The sequence below is a fragment of the Lysinibacillus sp. ZYM-1 genome (assembly GCF_001308875.1).
In the GTDB taxonomy this organism is placed as follows: domain Bacteria; phylum Bacillota; class Bacilli; order Bacillales_A; family Planococcaceae; genus Lysinibacillus.
The window spans coordinates 102,645-122,462 of the sequence record NZ_KQ465114.1; the positions used below are offsets into that span (position 1 = coordinate 102,645).

Annotated in this window: 17 protein-coding genes; 5 read left to right on the top strand and 12 right to left on the bottom strand. The window is 38.1% G+C overall.

Going from position 1 to position 19,818, the window contains the following annotated elements:
• Nucleotides 1-14: 14 nt before the first annotated feature.
• Nucleotides 15-1,742: an acetate--CoA ligase gene (acsA, locus tag AO843_RS09435; RefSeq protein WP_369814417.1), complete on the bottom strand. Its 1,728-nt coding sequence runs from the start codon at nt 1,740-1,742 to the stop codon at nt 15-17.
• 331 nt (nt 1,743-2,073) lie between these two features.
• On the opposite strand from acsA, the gene AO843_RS09440 reads away from it, so the two are divergent.
• From AO843_RS09440 to AO843_RS09450, 3 genes are read left to right on the top strand one after another with little or no spacing between them, the layout of a single operon-like run.
• Nucleotides 2,074-2,706, top strand: a complete 633-nt coding sequence (locus AO843_RS09440) for a GNAT family N-acetyltransferase (RefSeq protein WP_054610870.1) — start codon at nt 2,074-2,076, stop codon at nt 2,704-2,706.
• A gap of 24 nt (nt 2,707-2,730) precedes the next feature.
• Nucleotides 2,731-3,378 carry an acetoin utilization AcuB family protein gene (locus tag AO843_RS09445; RefSeq protein ID WP_054610871.1) on the top strand — a complete coding sequence of 216 codons (648 nt, stop codon included), beginning with the start codon at nt 2,731-2,733 and terminating at the stop codon, nt 3,376-3,378.
• Nucleotides 3,378-4,538 carry an acetoin utilization protein AcuC gene (locus AO843_RS09450; protein ID WP_054610872.1) on the top strand — a complete coding sequence of 387 codons (1,161 nt, stop codon included), beginning with the start codon at nt 3,378-3,380 and terminating at the stop codon, nt 4,536-4,538. Before AO843_RS09445 ends, AO843_RS09450 begins: the two co-directional genes overlap by 1 nt.
• A gap of 189 nt (nt 4,539-4,727) precedes the next feature.
• On the opposite strand, the gene ccpA is transcribed toward AO843_RS09450, so the two are convergent.
• Together ccpA and AO843_RS09460 are read right to left on the bottom strand one after the other, a co-directional pair.
• On the bottom strand, nt 4,728-5,732 hold the full coding sequence (gene ccpA / locus AO843_RS09455) for a catabolite control protein A (protein ID WP_054610873.1): 1,005 nt from the start codon (nt 5,730-5,732) through the stop codon (nt 4,728-4,730).
• A 174-nt stretch (nt 5,733-5,906) separates the two neighbouring features.
• The gene (locus AO843_RS09460) at nt 5,907-6,992 is read right to left on the bottom strand and encodes a bifunctional 3-deoxy-7-phosphoheptulonate synthase/chorismate mutase (RefSeq protein WP_054610874.1); all 1,086 of its coding nucleotides are present in this window, start codon (nt 6,990-6,992) and stop codon (nt 5,907-5,909) included.
• 173 nt (nt 6,993-7,165) lie between these two features.
• On the opposite strand from AO843_RS09460, the gene AO843_RS09465 reads away from it, so the two are divergent.
• Complete coding sequence (locus tag AO843_RS09465) at nt 7,166-9,319, top strand: cell division protein FtsA (RefSeq protein WP_054610875.1); 2,154 nt, start codon at nt 7,166-7,168, stop codon at nt 9,317-9,319.
• 53 nt (nt 9,320-9,372) lie between these two features.
• On the opposite strand, the gene AO843_RS09470 is transcribed toward AO843_RS09465, so the two are convergent.
• The 9 genes from AO843_RS09470 to AO843_RS09510 all read right to left on the bottom strand — a co-directional run bounded on the left by AO843_RS09470 (nt 9,373) and on the right by AO843_RS09510 (nt 19,330).
• Entirely contained in the window at nt 9,373-9,864 is a 492-nt protein-coding gene (locus tag AO843_RS09470) for a YtxH domain-containing protein (RefSeq protein WP_054610876.1), read from the bottom strand.
• A gap of 135 nt (nt 9,865-9,999) precedes the next feature.
• Nucleotides 10,000-10,500, bottom strand: coding sequence for a DUF948 domain-containing protein (locus AO843_RS09475; RefSeq protein WP_054610877.1), 501 nt, complete (start codon nt 10,498-10,500; stop codon nt 10,000-10,002).
• Between the two features lie 108 nt (nt 10,501-10,608).
• Nucleotides 10,609-11,922: a UDP-N-acetylmuramate--L-alanine ligase gene (murC, locus tag AO843_RS09480; RefSeq protein ID WP_054610878.1), complete on the bottom strand. Its 1,314-nt coding sequence runs from the start codon at nt 11,920-11,922 to the stop codon at nt 10,609-10,611.
• A gap of 229 nt (nt 11,923-12,151) precedes the next feature.
• Nucleotides 12,152-15,283 (bottom strand): DNA translocase FtsK, encoded by a 3,132-nt coding sequence (locus AO843_RS09485; protein WP_054610879.1) that lies wholly within the window; start codon nt 15,281-15,283, stop codon nt 12,152-12,154.
• Nucleotides 15,284-15,545: 262 nt separating this feature from the next.
• The gene (ytpR, locus tag AO843_RS09490; protein WP_054610880.1) at nt 15,546-16,160 is read right to left on the bottom strand and encodes a YtpR family tRNA-binding protein; all 615 of its coding nucleotides are present in this window, start codon (nt 16,158-16,160) and stop codon (nt 15,546-15,548) included.
• A complete protein-coding gene (locus AO843_RS09495; protein ID WP_054610881.1) occupies nt 16,157-16,981 on the bottom strand; it encodes a DUF1444 domain-containing protein in 825 nt (274 codons plus the stop codon). The genes ytpR and AO843_RS09495 overlap by 4 nt, the downstream gene beginning before the upstream one ends.
• A 71-nt stretch (nt 16,982-17,052) precedes the next feature.
• Nucleotides 17,053-17,571 (bottom strand): hypothetical protein, encoded by a 519-nt coding sequence (locus AO843_RS09500; RefSeq protein ID WP_054610882.1) that lies wholly within the window; start codon nt 17,569-17,571, stop codon nt 17,053-17,055.
• Nucleotides 17,572-17,671: 100 nt separating this feature from the next.
• A complete protein-coding gene (locus AO843_RS09505) occupies nt 17,672-18,193 on the bottom strand; it encodes a DUF84 family protein (protein ID WP_054610883.1) in 522 nt (173 codons plus the stop codon).
• 60 nt (nt 18,194-18,253) lie between these two features.
• Nucleotides 18,254-19,330, bottom strand: coding sequence for a M42 family metallopeptidase (locus AO843_RS09510; protein WP_054610884.1), 1,077 nt, complete (start codon nt 19,328-19,330; stop codon nt 18,254-18,256).
• Between the two features lie 164 nt (nt 19,331-19,494).
• On the opposite strand from AO843_RS09510, the gene AO843_RS09515 reads away from it, so the two are divergent.
• Nucleotides 19,495-19,809 carry a hypothetical protein gene (locus tag AO843_RS09515; protein ID WP_008176726.1) on the top strand — a complete coding sequence of 105 codons (315 nt, stop codon included), beginning with the start codon at nt 19,495-19,497 and terminating at the stop codon, nt 19,807-19,809.
• Nucleotides 19,810-19,818: the final 9 nt, after the last annotated feature.

Consider the following 19,818-nt stretch of genomic DNA (forward strand, 5'->3'; position numbering starts at 1 on the left):
CATTCACTATTCGATCAGTCTTCCATCGTTGATAAGTCACCCGCTGGTAAATTTAGCTCCCAGGCCTTCAACACACGACGCATGATCTTACCACTGCGTGTTTTAGGCAGTTTTTCCTTAAATTCAATTTCACGTGGTGCTGCATGAGCCGATAAACCTTTCTTGACAAAATCTCTTATCTCTTCAATCAATGTATCAGAAGGTTCAACGCCTTCTCGTAAAGATACAAAGGCTTTTATGATTTCTCCTCGTACCGGGTCTGGCTTCCCAATGACTCCTGCTTCAATAATATCAGGGTGCTCCAATAACTTGCTTTCCACTTCGAATGGCCCTACACGCTCACCAGCTGTCATAATGACATCATCCACTCGGCCTTGGAACCAGAAGTAACCGTCATCGTCCATATAAGCAGAATCTCCAGATACATACCATTCCCCTTTTAAGAAATAAGATTCATAGCGCTCAGGATTTCCCCAAATTTGACGCATCATGGCTGGCCAACCCCGTTGTATAGCTAGATTTCCCATCGTAAATGGAGGTACTTCGTTGCCAGAATCATCCACAATCGTCGCGTGAATACCAGGAAGAGGTTTTCCCATAGATCCTGGCTTAATATCCATCGAAGGATAGTTACAAATCATGTGAGCTCCTGTTTCTGTCATCCACCATGTATCATGAATACGATGACCTAATTCTTCCACTCCCCAGCGAATAACTTCAGGGTTTAATGGTTCTCCGACAGATAGCACATGTCGTAAAGAAGATAAATCATAGCTTTCAAGCAAGCCACTACCTGCCCCCATTAGCATACGGAACGCTGTTGGTGCACTATACCAAACAGTTACACTATAATCCTCAATGGCTTGATACCATGCTTGCGGAGAGAATCTACCACCAACAATCACCATTGTCACGCCATTTAACCACGGTCCAAAAATACCATAAGCTGTTCCTGTCACCCATCCCGGATCAGCAGTACACCAATAAATATCATCCTCGCGTAAATCCAGAACCCATTGAGTAGATTGGTATTGTTGAAGCATTGCATTATGAACATGTAGTACTCCTTTTGGAGCACCTGTTGATCCAGAGGTATAATGAAGTATCATTCCATCTTCTCGATCTACCCATTCTATATCAAACTGAGCTGAAGCCTCTTTTAATCGTTGATTAAAGTCTAAAATTTGAGACGTTTCCTCAATTTCTTCACCTACTAAAAAAACATGCTCTAAATTAGGTAATTTGGCTAAAGGCACTCGTTCAAGTAACGCTGGTGTAGTAACTAATACTTTCGCCTCACTATCTGCCAATCGATCATACACAGCCCCTTCCATAAACGCTTCAAACAATGGTCCAACAATAACACCCATTTTCAACGCACCTAATAATGAAAAATAAAGCTCAGGAGAACGTGGCATAAAAATAAATAATCGATCACCTTTTTGTAGATTAGTAGCCGTTTTAAAAACGTTGGCTGCCTTATTTGTTAACCTTTTCATTTCATTAAATGAATACGCCTCTTTACGTTTACCATCATTAAAATAAAGAGCAACTTTATTTTTACGATGCGTTTCTGTATGGCGATCAATTACCTCATACGCCATATTCACTAAACCTGTTTCATACCAGCTAAATGCTTTTTCCGTATCAGCCCAATTATGAGACTTTGACACTTCCTCATAATTCGTTAAATGGTGCTGACCAGGTAAAGCCGTTAACTTCTCCTTCATTTTCATCCCCATGAAACTACCCCTTTCTTTGCTTTTGCTTCAGACTACTAATTTGTTACTTTCAACAATCCCCTCTGCTGAAATATTAGATTTCCCCTCTAAGCAATTTCATTATGCAGCCTTTGTTATATAACAGTTTACTACGTTTATAACGTTATAATTCTTATTTACACTACTTTTATCTGTTAAATAACAGAAGCAATATAATTATATTTTACACGATTTCGAATAGATTGTCTTAATATTTTTATTTTTCTAAAAATACAGGTATATTTTGCAAAAATAAGCGTTTTTACGCAAGAAATCAGCTATAATGGAATTATTAAACTCAGGTGGTGTCATTATGGAACATAAAAAAACTTTTTTTTCTGCCAAAAAGGAAACTAAGCATGGGACTGTGTATGTGGAAGGACCTGTTCCTCCAGAAAAATTAGCTACATATTCTTTCCATGAAGGCTTGGTTGCCTTTAGACCTCCAAAACAGCAACAACAAGCCATTATAGAAATTGCAGGGCTTCCAGAAGGGCGTATTGTTATTATTCGAAATGAGGATATTGTCGTAGGTTATGTTACCTATCTTTATCCTGATCCACTTGAACGATGGGCAGAGGACCGAATTGATGACATGATTGAATTAGGCGCTATTGAAGTCATTCCCGACTACCGTGGGACCGGTGCAGGAAAGGCATTGCTTGCCGTTTCATTTATGGGAGATGAAATGGAAGATTATCTGGTGATTACTACCGAATATTATTGGCATTGGGATTTAAAGGGGACTGGCTTAAATGTATGGGACTATCGCAAAATGATGGAGAAAATGATGAGCTCTGTCGGGTTCGAATATTTCGCTACGGATGATCCTGAAATTACATCACACCCAGCAAATTGTCTAATGGCGCGCGAGGGCAAACGTGTTCCTCCTGAGACAATTGAAAGATTTGATAGGCTTCGTTTTAGAAATCGTTTCATGTATTAAAACCAAAACAAAGGGGATGCATATATGATCGTAGAAGAAATTATGAATGATAAGCCTTACACATTAGCTCCTACCAATACAGTGTTGGAAGCGCTAAAGCTAATGCGTGAAAAAAAGGTTCGCCATTTACCAGTTGTAGATGAGGAACGTCACGTTCTAGGAGTGATAACAGAACGGGATATTAAAGAAGTCTTGCCTTCCTCTTTACAAGATGAACCTAATTCTCCTGTTTTTCATGCAAAAGTGGAAGAAATAATGGTGAAGGACCCGCTTGTTGGTCATCCACTCGATTTCGTCGAAGAGGTTGCTCTTACCTTTTATGAATCTAAAGTAGGTTGTTTACCTATTGTATCTGGAGGGAAATTAGTAGGGATTGTTACCACAACGGATTTACTCTATACATATATAGAGCTGACCGGTGCTACGGAGCCTGGCTCAAAAATCGAAATTCGAGTAGCTGACACACCAGGTGTTTTATTTGAAATAACAAAGATATTTCATCATCATCATGCCAATGTCCAAAGCGTCTTAGTTTATCCCGACTCTGAAAATACACACAATAAAATTTTAAGTGTCCGAGTAAAAACACTGAATCCTTTAGCCATGATTGAAGATCTTCGCAAAGAGGGTTTTGATGTACTATGGCCGAATTTACCAGGTGTTTCATTATAATGAAAAAGGCCGTATTCGTTTACTCGCCAGAACAACTCGGATATAAATTTTCAAACACACATCCTTTCAATCATAAACGCTTGACGCTAACTATGGATTTACTAAAAAATATTGATGCTCTCGATGATGTAGATATTATTCCAGCACGTGTTGCAACAGAAGAAGAGTTACTGCTTGCCCATGATCCTAAGTATATTGATATCGTGAAAAGGGCAGGTCATGGTGAATTATCGGTAGCCCAATGTGAAAGCTATGGTATCGGCACAGAAGACACACCCATTTTTGAAAATATGCATGAAGCAAGTGCCCAACTAGTCGGCGGGACGTTAACAGCTGTGGATTATGTAATGGAAGGTAAGGCCGAGCACGCCCTCAACCTTGGAGGAGGGCTACACCACGGTTTTCGTGGTCGCGCATCAGGATTTTGTATATACAATGATAGTACAGTTGCTATTCGTTACTTGCAGGAAAGATATAATGCCCGTGTACTTTATGTCGATACAGATGCACATCATGGAGATGGTGTACAATGGAGCTTTTATGAAGATCCAAATGTTTGTACATTGTCCATTCATGAAACAGGTCGCTATCTTTTCCCTGGAACAGGAAATATTACTGAACGAGGGAATGGGCAAGGTTACGGTACCTCCTTTAATTTCCCTATGGATGCCTTTACAGAGGATGAAAGTTTCCTAGAGATCTATGAACAGTCAATGCGAGAGGTCTTCGAATATTTCAAGCCAGATGTTGTCTTAACACAAAATGGTGCTGATGCTCATTATTTTGACCCATTGACACACTTACATGGCACTATGAATATATATCGCGAAATTCCAAAACTTGCACACCGATTAGCCCATGAATATTGTGATGGTAAGTGGATTGCGGTAGGTGGTGGTGGCTATGATATATGGCGAGTAGTTCCTCGCGCTTGGTCCATGCTATGGTTAGAAATGACTGATCAAGCAGTACCAACAGGGCCTCTCCCACAAGCATGGCTTGACCGTTGGCAATCAGAAGCGCCTGTTCCTTTTATTCCAACTTGGGAGGACCCGAATCCTTTATATGAGCCCATTCCACGTAAGGCCGAAATAGAAGAAAAAAATGGTCAAATGTTAGCAAAAGCGCTACATATTATTCGAAATGAAAAACGGGATTAACTCTTTGCCTCACGATTTACGTGAGGTTTTTCTCATTGGAACGATGACACAGCCCCCCATCCTTCACTTTGATGATTTTATCGTACCCCTTCCCATTGATAAAACTTTGCTATTGTGCTACCCGCTCCTTTTTAATCTGTTCATTAAAAAACACGCAAATCTCCTATAAGATTTACGTGTTACCAATCATTATTTACTTTTGACAGATTGTCGATGTTCAATACGGTGTGGTAAAATTACTGCCTCATCCTCGACAGGCTCCTTACTCATCAATTTAGTGAGTAAGCGCATAGCAACTGCACCAATATCGTAAAGTGGTAACGCGACACTTGTTAGTTGTGGACGAACCATTCGTGCCAGCTTTGAATTCTCAAAGCTAATCACTTCGATATCCTCTGGAACATTCTTACCAGCGTCCTGTGCACCATGAATTAAACCAATCGCCAATTCATCACTGCCTGCAAAATAGGCTGTCGGTGAATGTTCAAGCGCAGATAAAATCTCCCAAGCTTCTAAACCCATGTCATAGCTAGACTCTTCAGCAGCAATTAATGCTTCATCTATTGGCAAACCAGCATCCTGTAATGCTTTCTTATAGGCTGCTAGCTTGAATTTTCCGTTAATTGTATACGAAAGTGGGCCAGTCACGAAACCAATGCGTGTGTGGCCGTTTTGAATCAGTAAAGATATCGCTTCATAAGCCGCTTGGAAATAATCAATATTTACAGTAGCAATTGTCTGCGATTCATCTACAGAACCCGCAAGTACAATTGGAACTGGTGAATGATCCATTGTTTGTTGCATTTTTTCTGTTACTTCATCACTCATCATCACAATACCATCTACTTGTTTTCCGAGCATAGTATCAAGTAACTGTAACTCTTTATCTTCATGTTGATCTGAGTTGGCTAAAATAATATTATAACGGTACATTGTAGCTATATCCTCTACACCACGAGCCAGCTCCGCATAAACATTGTTTGCAATATCTGGGATAATCACGCCAACTGTTGTTGTTTTCTTACTTGCTAAACCTCGCGCTACTGCGTTTGGACGGTATTCTAATCGTTCAATTACTTCTAGTACTTTTTTTCGTGTTGCTGGTTTTACGTTTTGATTACCATTGACTACACGAGAGACCGTTGCCATGGAAACATTCGCTTCTCTTGCAACATCATAAATTGTAACAGTCATCGTACGTGCCTCCCTTTTTTCCTATTATAGCCTTATCATACGATAATTTTCATATTATTTTCAAGAAGAACTACGTAAAAACCAAGTACTAATAGTCCTATTCTAGACATTATTTTGTCACGATATAACAAACACCGCCTGCCAAGGTAAGCAAGCGGTGTTTGCTGTTAACAATTAAGCATGAATTTCATGATTTTTCATGAATTTTTGTAGTGTTTCATAGAATGCATCGAATGTTGGGATGTCCATTTGTTGTTGTGAATCAGAAAGTGCTACAGATGGATCTGGATGCACTTCTGCCATGACACCATCAGCACCGATTGCAATGGCTGCTTTTGCACATGGTAACAATAAATCACGACGCCCTGTTGAGTGTGTAACATCTACGAATACAGGCAAATGCGTTTCTTGTTTTAATATTGGTACAGCAGAAATATCTAACGTATTACGAGTTGCTTTTTCATAAGTACGAATACCACGTTCACAAAGGATAATATTTTCATTTCCTTTAGACATAATGTATTCTGCTGCATGGATGAATTCATCAATTGTTGCAGCTAAGCCTCGTTTTAGTAGAACTGGTTTATTAGTTGCACCGGCTGCTTTTAATAATTCAAAGTTTTGCATATTTCGTGCACCGATTTGAATCACATCAATATAATCTAATGCTTCCTCTAAATGACCTGGTGTCACAATCTCAGTAATAACACCTAAACCATATTCCTCAGACACACGTTTTAAGATTTTTAAACCTTCTAATCCAAGACCTTGGAAGTCATATGGAGAAGTACGTGGTTTATAAGCACCACCACGAATTAACTTTTCACCTTTTGCTTTAATAGAAGCTGCTACTGCAGCTACTTGCTCATAAGATTCAACTGCACAAGGACCGAATACAAAAGATGGCTTCCCTTGTCCAATTAATTCACCATTGATATTAATTACCGTATCTTCAGATTTCTTCTTACGAGATACAAGTAACTCCTTCTTCTTATCAGCTTCAAGTTGTTTTAAAGCTGTTTTAAAGATTTGTTTAAATATATAATCTACCGTCATTTGGTTTAATGGACCTTGATTGTGTTCTTTAATAAGATCAAGCATGTGTCTTTCACGCAGTGGATCATAGCGATTTACACCTTGTTTTTCTTTAATTTTACCGATTTCATCTACTACAGCTGCACGTTCGTTAATAAGACGAAGAATTTCTAAGTTCAAGTCGTCGATTTGACTACGTAAGCTTTCTAAATCTTTTTGGCTCATGCTTTCTTGCTCCTCTCCTCATGACAGACACTTTCAGAACTCTGAAATGTATGTTACATTTTTAGATAATAGCAATATTATAATCAATGTTGTTCAGAATGTCACGCATTTTTAATTTAGCGCTTCAACTCGCTAAATTAAATTGAGATATAACGCGAAAGGAAGCGATTACATTGAGTTCTAAATTATTCGCACTTGATATTGGTACACGGTCCGTGGTCGGGATTATTCTTCAAGAAGAAAATGACCATTTCCATGTGGAAGATATATTAGTTAAAGAACATAAAGAACGTGCCATGGTTGATGGTCAAATACATAATGTCATGTATGTGGCAGAATTAATTAATGAAATTAAATACGAACTTGAAGAGAAACACGGCCCGCTTACAAAGGTAAGTGTTGCAGCAGCAGGCCGATCTTTGAAAACCGAGCAAGCTAGCGTGACGATTAATATACGTAATCGTCCTATTTTCACAGAAGAAGATATTAGTCGCTTAGAGCTTCAAGCTGTTCAACAAGCCCAACAACAACTTTTACAACATAAAGAAGATGCAAAAATAAGCCACTATTATTGTGTAGGCTATTCTGTCCTCTATTATCGCTTGGATGGCGAAGAAATTGGCAGTCTGTTGGATCAGCAGGGTGATGAGGCACAAATTGAAGTAATTGCTACCTTCCTACCCCGTGTTGTAGTCGAATCACTTATTGCTGCTCTAAAACGGGCGGATTTAGAGATGGAAGCTTTGACATTAGAACCTATTGCAGCTATTAATGTCCTCATCCCTCCAACCATGCGTCGTTTAAACGTTGCTCTTGTCGATATAGGTGCAGGTACTTCTGATATTGCCATTACGGATAAAAGTACTGTTGTGGCCTATGGCATGGTTCCAACAGCGGGTGATGAAATAACAGAGGCTTTAAGTGACCATTATTTACTCGACTTCCCTGTTGCCGAAGGGGCAAAACGTCAGCTTCAAACGGAAGAGGAGATATTGATTCAAGATATTCTTGGCTTTGATCAGTATTACCCAAAAGATGAAGTTTTATTAGCAATTGAACCTGCCGTGAAGCAGCTTGCTAAGTCCATTGGGGAAGAAATTTTAAGACTCAATAATCGAGTAGCTCCCAAAGCCGTTATGCTTGTTGGTGGAGGTAGCTTAACTCCAAACCTAACAATGGAGCTTGGACTTGTTCTTGATTTACCAGCAAACCGAATAGCTGTGCGAGGTATTGATGCTATCCAAAACCTCACAAAGGAAGAGCATATAAAAGCATCACCAGAATTAGTTACGCCAATTGGTATTGCAATTGCCGCTAAAAAAATGCCCATCCAATATATGAGTTTAACGGTAAATAATCAGGTTGTCCGTCTTTTTGAGCTAAAGGAAATGACTGTTGCTGATGCTTTCTTAGCAGCTAATATCCGAGCTAAACAATTGTATGGAAAACCTGGCCATGGTTTATCTATCAGTGTCAATGGACAAGATATATTCATTCCAGGTGGCCATGGACAGCCGGCCGAAATATTAGTGAACGGACAACAGGCATCGACGAAAACGCTAATTAAAACAGGCGATGCAATTCAGTTAGTTGAGGGGCAAGATGGTCAGCCAGCCACAGTTACTGTGAGAGATCTGATTGATAGTGCTGCTATCAAGACAATTACTATCCAAAATACGAAATATGTGATCGAACCCAAAATTACTGTCAATAATTCACCCGCATCCCTTGACACCTGTTTAAATGATCGTGATAGTGTTGTTTTTGATATAGCAGAAACCATTGAAGAAATTTTTAAAATCACAAACAATTGGCATTTATTAAAGCAATTTGAGTCTTATACAATTCAAGTAGATGGTCAACCATTATTTTTACCAGAGTTTTCTTCCCAATTAACGATTAATGGGAAAACTACAAAATTGAATTATGCTGTGCAAGATGGTGATATTATTAGCTTTCAGCAGCAGTCTTTCCCAACTGTTCAACGCATTGCAGACCAAATGAACCTCTTGCTGGAGGATAAAATCATCATCCATTTCCAAAATGAAGTTGTCGAGCTTTCCAAAACAGTGCATGAAGCGCTGCTCAATCAAATCGTTGTATCTCCTCAATCGACTGTGCCGAATGGAGCAACTGTTTTATTTACAGAAAAGGATCGCAGTCGTTGGATTTATCAAGATGTATTTCGCTTTTCAAATTGGCAGCTCCCAAGTACATTCAAAGGAAATTTCACGATTTTAAGAAATGGTCAACCTGCAAGTTTTGATATGGAAATTTTCGGTGGTGATCAACTTGAAATTCTTTTAGCAGAAACACCTATCATTTAAAAAAAGGGATACGTTACACGATTATCATGTAACGTATCCCTTTTCGTTATGCATTATGCACGTACTTCTTCATTTGAGTCTTTTGTTTTGTCTTTTGACTCTTCGGCTTTTACTTCCTCATTTGGAATAAAATCCTCTAATGGTTCTTCACCTTCAAAGGAAACCGTACCATCATCAAAAACAGTCGGCGCTTTTGCCGTTTTTAGTGTTTTTACTTTCTCCACTAATTGTGTAGATTGTTCTTGAATTTGTTTAGAAAGTTGAGCTGTTTTATCTTTTGCAGTTGTCGAGAAGTCTGCACTCTTATCTTTTAAATGAACAGCTTGTACAGCCACATCGCTAAGTAAATCTTTTCCTGATTTCGGAGCTAGCAGTAGACCTGCAGCAGCACCTACGATTCCTCCAACTAATGCGCCAATCACAAAATCTTTCATGTTTACACGCTCCTCTTCATAAATCGAGTCTTGCGGATGATAAAGCTGAGGCAATGAACTTTCAAGCTGTTTTTCCTTTACTTCATTAAAATTTGGCTTTTGAGTTGTCATGCAACAATTCCTCCCCATCATATTATCAAATTTGTCTAAACAGGTTGTCCATCCACTTTTTACAGATGCATGTTCAACTTATGTCTAAGACTTTATTTTTATTCAGTCAGTATCGTGTACTCATCTGAATAATTATCACTTTTTACGACCCCATTTTCTTTTTGGCTTTTCTACTTGAACCGTTTCAAAGCCATACATATCTTCAGATACAGTTTCTTGCTCAATAATTTTGCGCTTCTTCCATTTATCAGCAATACCCATTGCCACATTACTCCATTGTACTACTTGTGCAATTTTTTCTTCATTTTGTTCTACACTTTTAGAAACAGAAGAAGTAATTTGCTGCACAGAATTATTTAAACCATTGACAGAATCACCAATACCTTTGACAGCTTGAACAACTGAGTTTAATTGTTCAGATTTATGTTGAATATCTTCTGCTAAGCTATTTGTTTTGGTTAATAAGGACGTTGTTTCTCGTGTAATCCCTTCCATTTGTCCTTCAATACCTGATAATGTCCCAGCTAAGCTGTTTAAGATGGACTTGAGCGAAAATAATGTCATACCTACGCTCACACATAAAATTAAAATACCGATTGCAGCGATAATGGCTGCAATATACAAAATCACTTCCATAAGTTGACCTCCTGCTAGTAAATTCTCTTTACTATTACTTTCCCTATCTTCGACAAAAAAAACGGAATTCCTGCTCAAATTTGAGAAAAACAGCTTAACCCCTACGGACTAAGCTGTTTCATTGTTTTTAAGCACGGCTTCAAAAGCATCTTGGAATTTATGAACATCTCCAGCACCCATAAATAAAAATACTGCGCCTTGATGTTTTGTTAGTATATCAATTCCTTCAGTGGTAATCACTGCACTGCCTTCGATAAGTGACGCTAAATCCTGAATAGAAAGTGCGCCTTGCGTTTCTCTTGCAGAGCCAAAAATGTCACATAAATAGGCTGTATCTGCAAGGCTTAGACTATCTGCGAAATCTTGTAAAAAAGCTTGTGTACGTGTAAATGTATGTGGTTGGAAAATAGCTACTAGCTCATGATCTGGGAATTTTTGTCGTGCTGATTGAATTGTAGCACGAATTTCCGTTGGATGATGAGCATAGTCGTCTATTAAAACATTATCCCCTATATCTGTTTCAGTAAAACGTCTTTTTACACCTTTATAAGTGTATAGACGCTCCTGAATTATATCAGGTGAAATCCCTTCATATTCACATAGGGTGATAACCGCTAATGTATTTAAAACTGCATGGTCCCCAAATAATGGGATAAAGAAAGTACTGTAAAATTCATTACGAACAAAGACATCGAATTTTGTACCTTCTGTTGTTTTTTCAACATTACGAGCTTCGAAATCATTTTCAGCACCAAATCCATAATAAACAACTGGTACTTTCGCTTGAATACGTTGGAGTTGTTCATCATCACCACATGCAATAATAGCTTTCTTTACTTGTAAAGCTAATGATTGAAAAGCAGAATAAACATCCTCTATATTAGCAAAGTAGTCTGGATGATCAAAATCAATATTTGTCATCACAGCATAGTCAGGATTATACGCTAAGAAGTGACGACGGTATTCACATGCTTCCATCACAAAAAAGTCAGCATTTTCATGACCAGCACCAGTACCATCCCCAATTAAATAAGATGTTGGTTTATAACCACCTACCACATGTGACATTAACCCTGTAGTAGAAGTTTTACCGTGTGCACCTGTTATTGCAATTGATATATAGTTACCAATATATTCACCTAAAAATTTATGGTAACGAATAATCTCTACCCCGATTTCTCGAGCACGTACTAATTCTGGATGATCATCAGGAAAAGCATTACCTGCAATTACAGTCATGCCTTCTTTAATATTATTTGCATTAAATGTAAAAATTGGAATATCGCGTTCACGTAACGGCTGCTCCGTAAAGAAATATTTATCGACATCTGAGCCCTGTACTTGTTCACCAGCATCAAATAAGATTTGTGCAAGCGAACTCATGCCAGAACCTTTAATGCCTGTGAAATGAAAAACTGTCATTAATTAAACCCCCCGGGAATTTCAATATCCCATCTATCATCTATTAGGTGTATCGTATTATTTCACGAATGATTAGGTATTAATACCTTCACAAGTGTTAAAAAATACGTACTATTCAACACATCTTGTCTATTATAGCACTTTTTATGCATAAGGATAGATGTGTAACTTTTCTAAAAAAACTAATTTCGACGTAAATTAGATAATCTAGACGAAAACAATGCAATTCTTATTCAAACATAGTTATTAAATCTTCTTCAGTAATAAAACTTTCACGCGGCTTACTGCCTCTTGCCTCTGAAATAAAGCCATGTGATTCCAACATATCAATTAAACGAGCAGCACGATTATAGCCAATATGATATTTTCGTTGAATCAATGAGGTAGAAGCTCCACCCTGTTCATAAACAAAACGGCAAACATCTTCAAACAGATCATCCTGTTCTGCGGATACCTCTGTTTTCTTCAAAAGCTCCTCTTGATCGAAAATATAATCTGGCTCTCCTTGTTCACGAACATGCTCAATGATTGCTTCAATTTCATCATCCGTGACAAACGTTCCCTGGAGACGGACTGGTGCAGACATACCGTTACCTAAATATAGCATATCGCCTCGTCCAAGTAACCTTTCTGCTCCCTGTCCATCCAAAATTGTACGAGAATCAATTTGTGAAGATACGGCAAAGGCAATACGTGTAGGAATATTGGATTTAATTAACCCTGTAATAACGTCTACAGATGGTCTTTGTGTTGCTACAATTAAATGAATTCCACACGCACGTGCCTTTTGAGCAATACGGCAAATGGCCTCCTCTACATCTGCTGGAGACATCATCATTAAATCGGCTAACTCATCAATAACAATTAAAATATAAGGTAATTTCAAACTATGTTCATTATTTTTATCTGCAATTGCATTATAACGCGTAATGTCCCGTGCACCTGCATGCGCAAACAGTTGATAACGACGCTCCATCTCCTCCACTGCCCACTTAAGTGCTGCCGTTGCAGCCTTCACATCTGTGATCACAGGGCTCACTAAGTGTGGGATATGATTAAACGGTGCCAGCTCTACCATTTTAGGGTCAATCAACATTAGCTTTAGTTCATGTGGTGCAGCTTTATATAATAAACTAACCAAAATGGAATTGATACAAACAGATTTACCTGACCCTGTCGCACCAGCAATTAAACCATGAGGCATTTTTCGTAAATCTAGTGTAACAGGCTTACCTGTTAGATCAAGACCTAGAGCTGCCTCTAACGGCGAATCTGATTCAAGGAAGGATGCACTATTCGTCACTTCTGACAATCGTACAGCTCTTGATACTCGGTTTGGAATCTCTATACCTATCGAACTTTTTCCAGGGATCGGTGCTTGAATACGAATATCCTTTGCTGCTAAGGCAAGTTTTAAATCATCTGCTAAATTTCTGATTTTGCTAACTTTCGTACCGTGACTCACAGTAATTTCAAATTGAGTAACAGCAGGTCCCTGCATAATAGATTCAATTTGTGCGGAAACCTGGAAATAAGAAAGTGCTTCCACCAATGTATCGCCCTGTTGTTCCATCCAATCGGTATCCTGTGTTTTTTCCTCTGGTGGCTCTAAATATCCGTCAGAAGGCTTTTGATAAACATGAACAGGTTTTATTTCTTTATCTGCCTCTTGTGGTTCCAATTCCAATACTTGTTGTTGATTATCGACAGTTTCTACTGGCGTGGACTCTACAATTCCTGAAGTAACTTCAGTTGCTGAGACTATCTCTGACGCTAGCTCAGTTGTTGCAGATATTTCATCAGCACTAATTCTTTCGGTTTCTGCTCTTTCTTTCGTGGATACACTCGTCATAGTTGTTACAGGAGCCATTGTAATAACAGCTACAGGATCCTCTGATTTGTGTTCTGTAATGAAATCTTGTATGTCTTCTTCCTGTTGAGGTAATTCCATATCTTCTTGTACTTGACTGAACAAAGTAGATTGTGAATCGTTCTCTCCCTCAAGCTGTGGTTCAACTAACTGTATAGCATCTGAATCAACGCATTCCGAAGTCAAGGATTGTTCCTCTTCTTCTGCTTCCATCACATCCATCAGCGCGTTTTCTATTGCTTCTGGATTGCTTTCTACACGAATGGGTTGTGACATTTTCAATTGCTGTTGAATTCGCCATTTTTCTTTATCTGTTTTTAACATTAAAACATTAAAAGGAATGCGACTTTTTTCTTCCTTTGGCATCGCATCAGATGATTGATCATCAACAAGTATTTGATTGTCCCCTTCATTAGCTGATGGCTGAACGACTGTTACCTCTCCGATATGAATGGTAGAATTTTCAATTTGGACTTGTTCAACAATCAATTCTTTTACATGAATTTCAGACTGATCTGCTGAAAGCTGTTGTACCGCTTTATCTTGCATAGCAGCTTCCTTCACTTGATCCTCAAATGTCATTGCAAAAGGTGTTGTTTGCGGTACCACTATATCCGTTGGCGTACTGTCCTGAAAATCTTTTTCTTCATCCAACACATCATCAACAAATGTAATAGGCTCGATTGTTGGTTCACCGAATTCACGTTCGACTTCAACATGTTGATTTGTGTTAGTCAGTTCTTTTTCTTCTAGTATATTTTCATTAGGCTCATTTGTTGTCGCTTCTTTTAATGGTTGATGAATTGTCAACATTTCAGAGGCCATTCTAGTTGTTTCTTGTTTCTCGTGTTCTTCCTTTCTTTTATCTAATAACTCATTTATTGGACTTGGTTTCGCAAATCCATAAACTGGTGAAGGTACGTCTGTTGGTATAAAGCGTTTACGATTTTCAGGCAAATCGCTTTCAACTTTTTGAACTTTTTGAGCTTTCACCTGTATTTTATCTTTTGGTGCAGATGTATTCTTAGATATGGTTGACTCTTCTCGATCTTGTGCATCGCGAAAAACTAAACTTGCTCTCGAACGATATTCCTGTTCAACAGGTTGACTTTTCATAGTTGTTTTTCTACCTGTGCGTTTTGAACGATTCGCTAACAAATCTCGTATCCCTGAGATATCGACATCATAAACCCTTGAATCAACAATATGATGGTTTAAATGTTTGGGTAAAGATAAATCCTCAATTTGTCCATAATAATCATCCTCTTCGGTCTGATCAAACATTTCTTTTTGGGGCGCATGTGACATCACACCTTCCTCATCATCAATCAATGGGAAACGGAAAGTTTTTTGCTTAGTCTTCGGAGATTCTTGTTGGATATGTAGTTGTTCTGCATGTTCCTCTCCATAGTCCTCATAAAACTCTTCATATTCGTACTCATACTCATCTTTATTTATAATTTTATTAATTTGTTTTTTAAACCAGTTCACTTCGTTTCACTCATTTCTCTTACACTTCATTTATAGCATTGTCTAGCCTTCTTCAAATCCATAGCTCAATGTCTATATCGAAAAGCATACCATAAAAACCATCTTGAAACTTGCATTTAGAGGCTCATTCTACACAAAAAAATCGTTATGTTACTAGCATATTAGTAACATAACGATTTAGGGAATTTCACCTTGATACAATAGATAATATCGTGATAAAACCTTAGAATTTTAATAATTTTTTTATCAAATAAAAGAGTTTTTATTTGTTTGATGATTCAAATGCACTACCGATAATAGCATCTTCCGGTAAAATTAAAATTCCTTTTTCAGAAGGCGCATTCGGAATAGCTAACTCACGCGCAGAACAAAGCATGCCATATGATTCCACACCTCTTAAATTTCCTTCTTTTATGAGCATTCCTGAAGGCATAACTGCGCCAATTTTTGCAACAACCACCTTTTGACCTGCTTCAACATTTGGAGCACCGCAAACAATTTGTAATGTTTCATCTCCAACGTTCACAGAACAGATACTTAATTTATCAGCATTAGGATGTTTTTCTTTCGTTTCTACATAACCTACGACAAATTTTGGAGAAAAATCAACATCCAGGCGAATATTAGCACCATTTTTTTCGATTGCTGTTGTTAGCTGCGCTACTAGTTCTGGTGTTACTTCAACTAATCCTTTTGCATCTGTTTGTACATAACTGCTTGCGTTAAATAAGTTAAAGGCTTTAATTTCCCCAGTTTGAGCTTCTTTTAAAATAGCAATATCCCCAGCACGTTCTACTTCGGTTTTCACAATAGACTCCGTTGCTAGTTGAACTAGTAATACATCTCCTACATGCTCTTTGTTGTAAAATACGTTCATTGTTTTTCTTGCTCCTTTTTCACTCTGTTTTTTGCTAAGATAAAGATCGGTTCTAATTCCCCATCTTCATAAATAAAAGATAACGATGTGATCGGTACAGTACCGACAGCAAAGAAATGCATAGTCATCTGTGCTAATACATCATACCCTGTTTCATTCCGAATATCACCTATAATTAGCACATCTTGATGGGGCACAGACAATGTCATATCCCCCTCCACTTGAGCACGCATTTCTTTTAAAAAGTTCTCATTTAAAATACGGCTTGCATCATAACCATCATTCATATTGACAAAATAAAAGATATTTTCGGCTACCTCATCTTTTTTATAAGAAGTTGGTAATTGTTTTACCGAAAAGCGTGCCATTTCACGAATTTGCTCGACACTTAATTGTAAAGCATCTAGCATAGATTCATCGATAAAACGATAGGTTTTGCCTAAATCAAGCGCATAAAAAATACGTGTTTCGGCAGTATGGTCTGTTGTAATAAACGCATGTCCTTCTTTCGATGCTTGAGGATATGATGTTGCACGAATAACAGGATAAATTTGTGTAGTTGTCTGGAAACCCTGTTCTTTTTCTTGTTCCATTGCATTAAAAGTTTGCGAAATGGTATACACAACCTCATCAATTGCTGCTTCTTGCTTATCATTGTATTTTGCTAAAATCCCTGGTAACGAGAGTTCCATTCCTTTTCCAATCGTCTTATGATTCAATCTTAATTTATCGTGCTTTTTATCGAAATGAAATTCGTATTTCTCCTCGTTTAATTGCTTTCTTAATAGCTCTACAAGTTGCTCTGACTTCAATTGCTTCATTTTTCTCACATCCTGCCTTCAAAATGAAACGGCTCACATGTTTGTGAACCGTTCTGTTCAAGCCTACCTATTTACTTCATCTTAACCGAATGAACAATTTTCGTCATCTCATGCAAATTACCTTCTATATGTTTTGCCTGAGAAATTGTGGTCATTTTCACACCACCACTACTCACAATGAGTTCCATTTCATTCTCTTCATCTGTCTTTAATACCGCTGTAAAGCCAAAACGGCCATCCTTATCATAAGTTGTTTCCTCAAGGATTTTGTCAGCTTCATTTTCTTTTAAAAGATTATAATAAAGTTTACTATCTCGCGCTTCTCTATCGTTAATGAAAAGGATAAAGCTTTCTTTTCCTTTTGAAATAACAATATTGTAAGCATCTGAACTATCTTCAATTTTAAAATTTGAAGGTAAGTATAAATTGATATCTCCAATTTCCTCGGTATGTTCTTCAGGCTCTTCTGCAAAAACCGTTTCTGTGAATTGAAGCCCGTTGGCAATTTGCTCATCGATCGATTGATTGCAGCCAGAAAGCATCAGAAGTAACAGCGTCAGGCCAATAGCTTTTAGCCATTTATATGACATGTCTCTCTTCCTTTCTCTTTCATTACTAACTTTTTTCTATTTTAAAAAAATTATTAGGAAGATGCAACCTCTCCGCATGCGTATCACTAATTCAATTTAACTATTTTTCTGAAAATGTGAACAAATATTGACCAACCAAGAGTGATACAATATGCTCAAACATCATCTGTCTGCTTACTAAACCTTGTGTAAAAATCCCTACTGCTCCAGCCCCCTGACGAATATCTCTACGCTGTGTATATTGCTCCATGAGCGGGCCAAGCTCTCCACCAGATCTAATTTCCTGGGCAATTTCTTTTGGTAGAATAATTTGCGCGCCTGCAGCTGCAAACGTTGTCCCATCGGATACTGTTAATGCACCCCAATTACACACATACATTTCACCTTCTATTTCAGTTACGCCACCTTCTAAGCCAAAAGATAAAGATGCACCCGTTTTTATCATGGCATTTTTGGCACGGTTAATGGCACCTAATCTCGTTTCCTCATTCGACATAGGTTGATCTGATACTTCAGAAGCAGCTTTCACATAGGTAAAGGTTGTATCCTCAAAATATTTTTGAGCTACAGCTTCAACTGCTTCAGTTTTCGCTTTATTAGTTGTTCCAATTGCTATTTTCATCAAACCCCTACTTTCTTTCCATAGAAAAAGATGCCTTTTTACAGGCATCTTTCCAACTTCTTATACATTAGCGCGAATAGACTCTAAAGTCGAACGATCTGCTTTTTTCACTAATTCAACAATTAATGCTTTAGCAGCAGCATAATCATCAATGTGAATGATAGACGCAGATGTGTGAGTATAACGTGAGCAAACACCAATTACTGCACTTGGTACACCGTCGTTAGCTGTATGTACTCTACCAGCGTCAGTTCCACCCTGTGATACAAAGTATTGGTAAGGAATATGGTTAGATTCAGCTGTATCTAAAATGAATTCTCGCATACCACGATGTGTCACCATTGTAGGGTCTAGAATACGAAGTAATGTTCCTTTACCAAGCTGTCCAAATTGATCTTTTTTACCTGATGTATCATTTGCAGGTGATGCATCTAATGCAAAGAATAAATCTGGTTTAATCATGTTTGCTGACACTTGAGCACCACGTAAACCAACCTCTTCCATTACATTTGCCCCTGAATATAAATGAGATCCAAGCTTATCATTTTTGACTTCTTTCATTAATTCAATTGCTAAACCACAGCCGTAGCGGTTATCCCAAGCCTTGGCCATAATTTTTTTCGGATTGGCCATTGGTGTAAATGGACAAACAGGAATGATGGATTGTCCTGGACGAACCCCTAATGCTACCGCATCTTCCTTGCTGTCAGCACCAATATCGATTAACATATTTTTTATATCCATAGGCTTAGAGCGTTCTGCATCCGTTAATAAATGCGGTGGGATAGATGCGATAACACCAGGGATAGCCCCATTTTTCGTATAGACTTCTACACGTTGTGCAAGCATAACCTGGTTCCACCAGCCACCTAACGTCTGAAAACGGATCATGCCATTATCAGTAATAGAAGTAACCATAAACGCTACTTCGTCCATATGACCTGCAACTAAAATTTTTGGAGCATCCGCAACATCACTATGCTTTACACCAAAAATCCCCCCCAAATTGTCTTGAACGATTTCATCTGAATACTTTTCCAACTCAGATCGCATGAACGCGCGAACAGCGTGCTCATTACCAGGAGCGCCTGGTAACTCTGTTAATGTTTTAAATAATTGCAATGTTTCCTCATTCATGTTGACTCTCTCCCCACGAAGTAGAATATTCTTCCTCGCCTATTGTAACATATTTATTTCCGAATTCGAAATATTGATACATTTCCTAAAACTGTTATCGTGTGAACGTGCATTCACTCTATAGGCTATGCTAAAATATAGGTACAGAAAAAGGAGGAAGATGTATGAAATTACGTGATTTTTTAATTGGTGTTGCAACTGGCTTAGCTGCCGCAGTCATTATTAAAGAAGCTAGTGAAAAAGTTTCTCCGTTCGTACCTGCAGGACAAGTACTTGAAAACATAAAAAAAGAATTTAAAAAGGATGCTCCGATTGACGGTTCCTGGATTTTTATGAAAACAGAAGATTATACAAATGGTATCATTACTATTCCTGTTTATCGTGGAGGAATCTCGCGCATGCATGAGGGTGACATGCAAACATTTGAATTTGCTGCTGATGCACGCTCTGGCGTTGTAGTAGAATTAACAGAGGTTTAACCCTAAAAA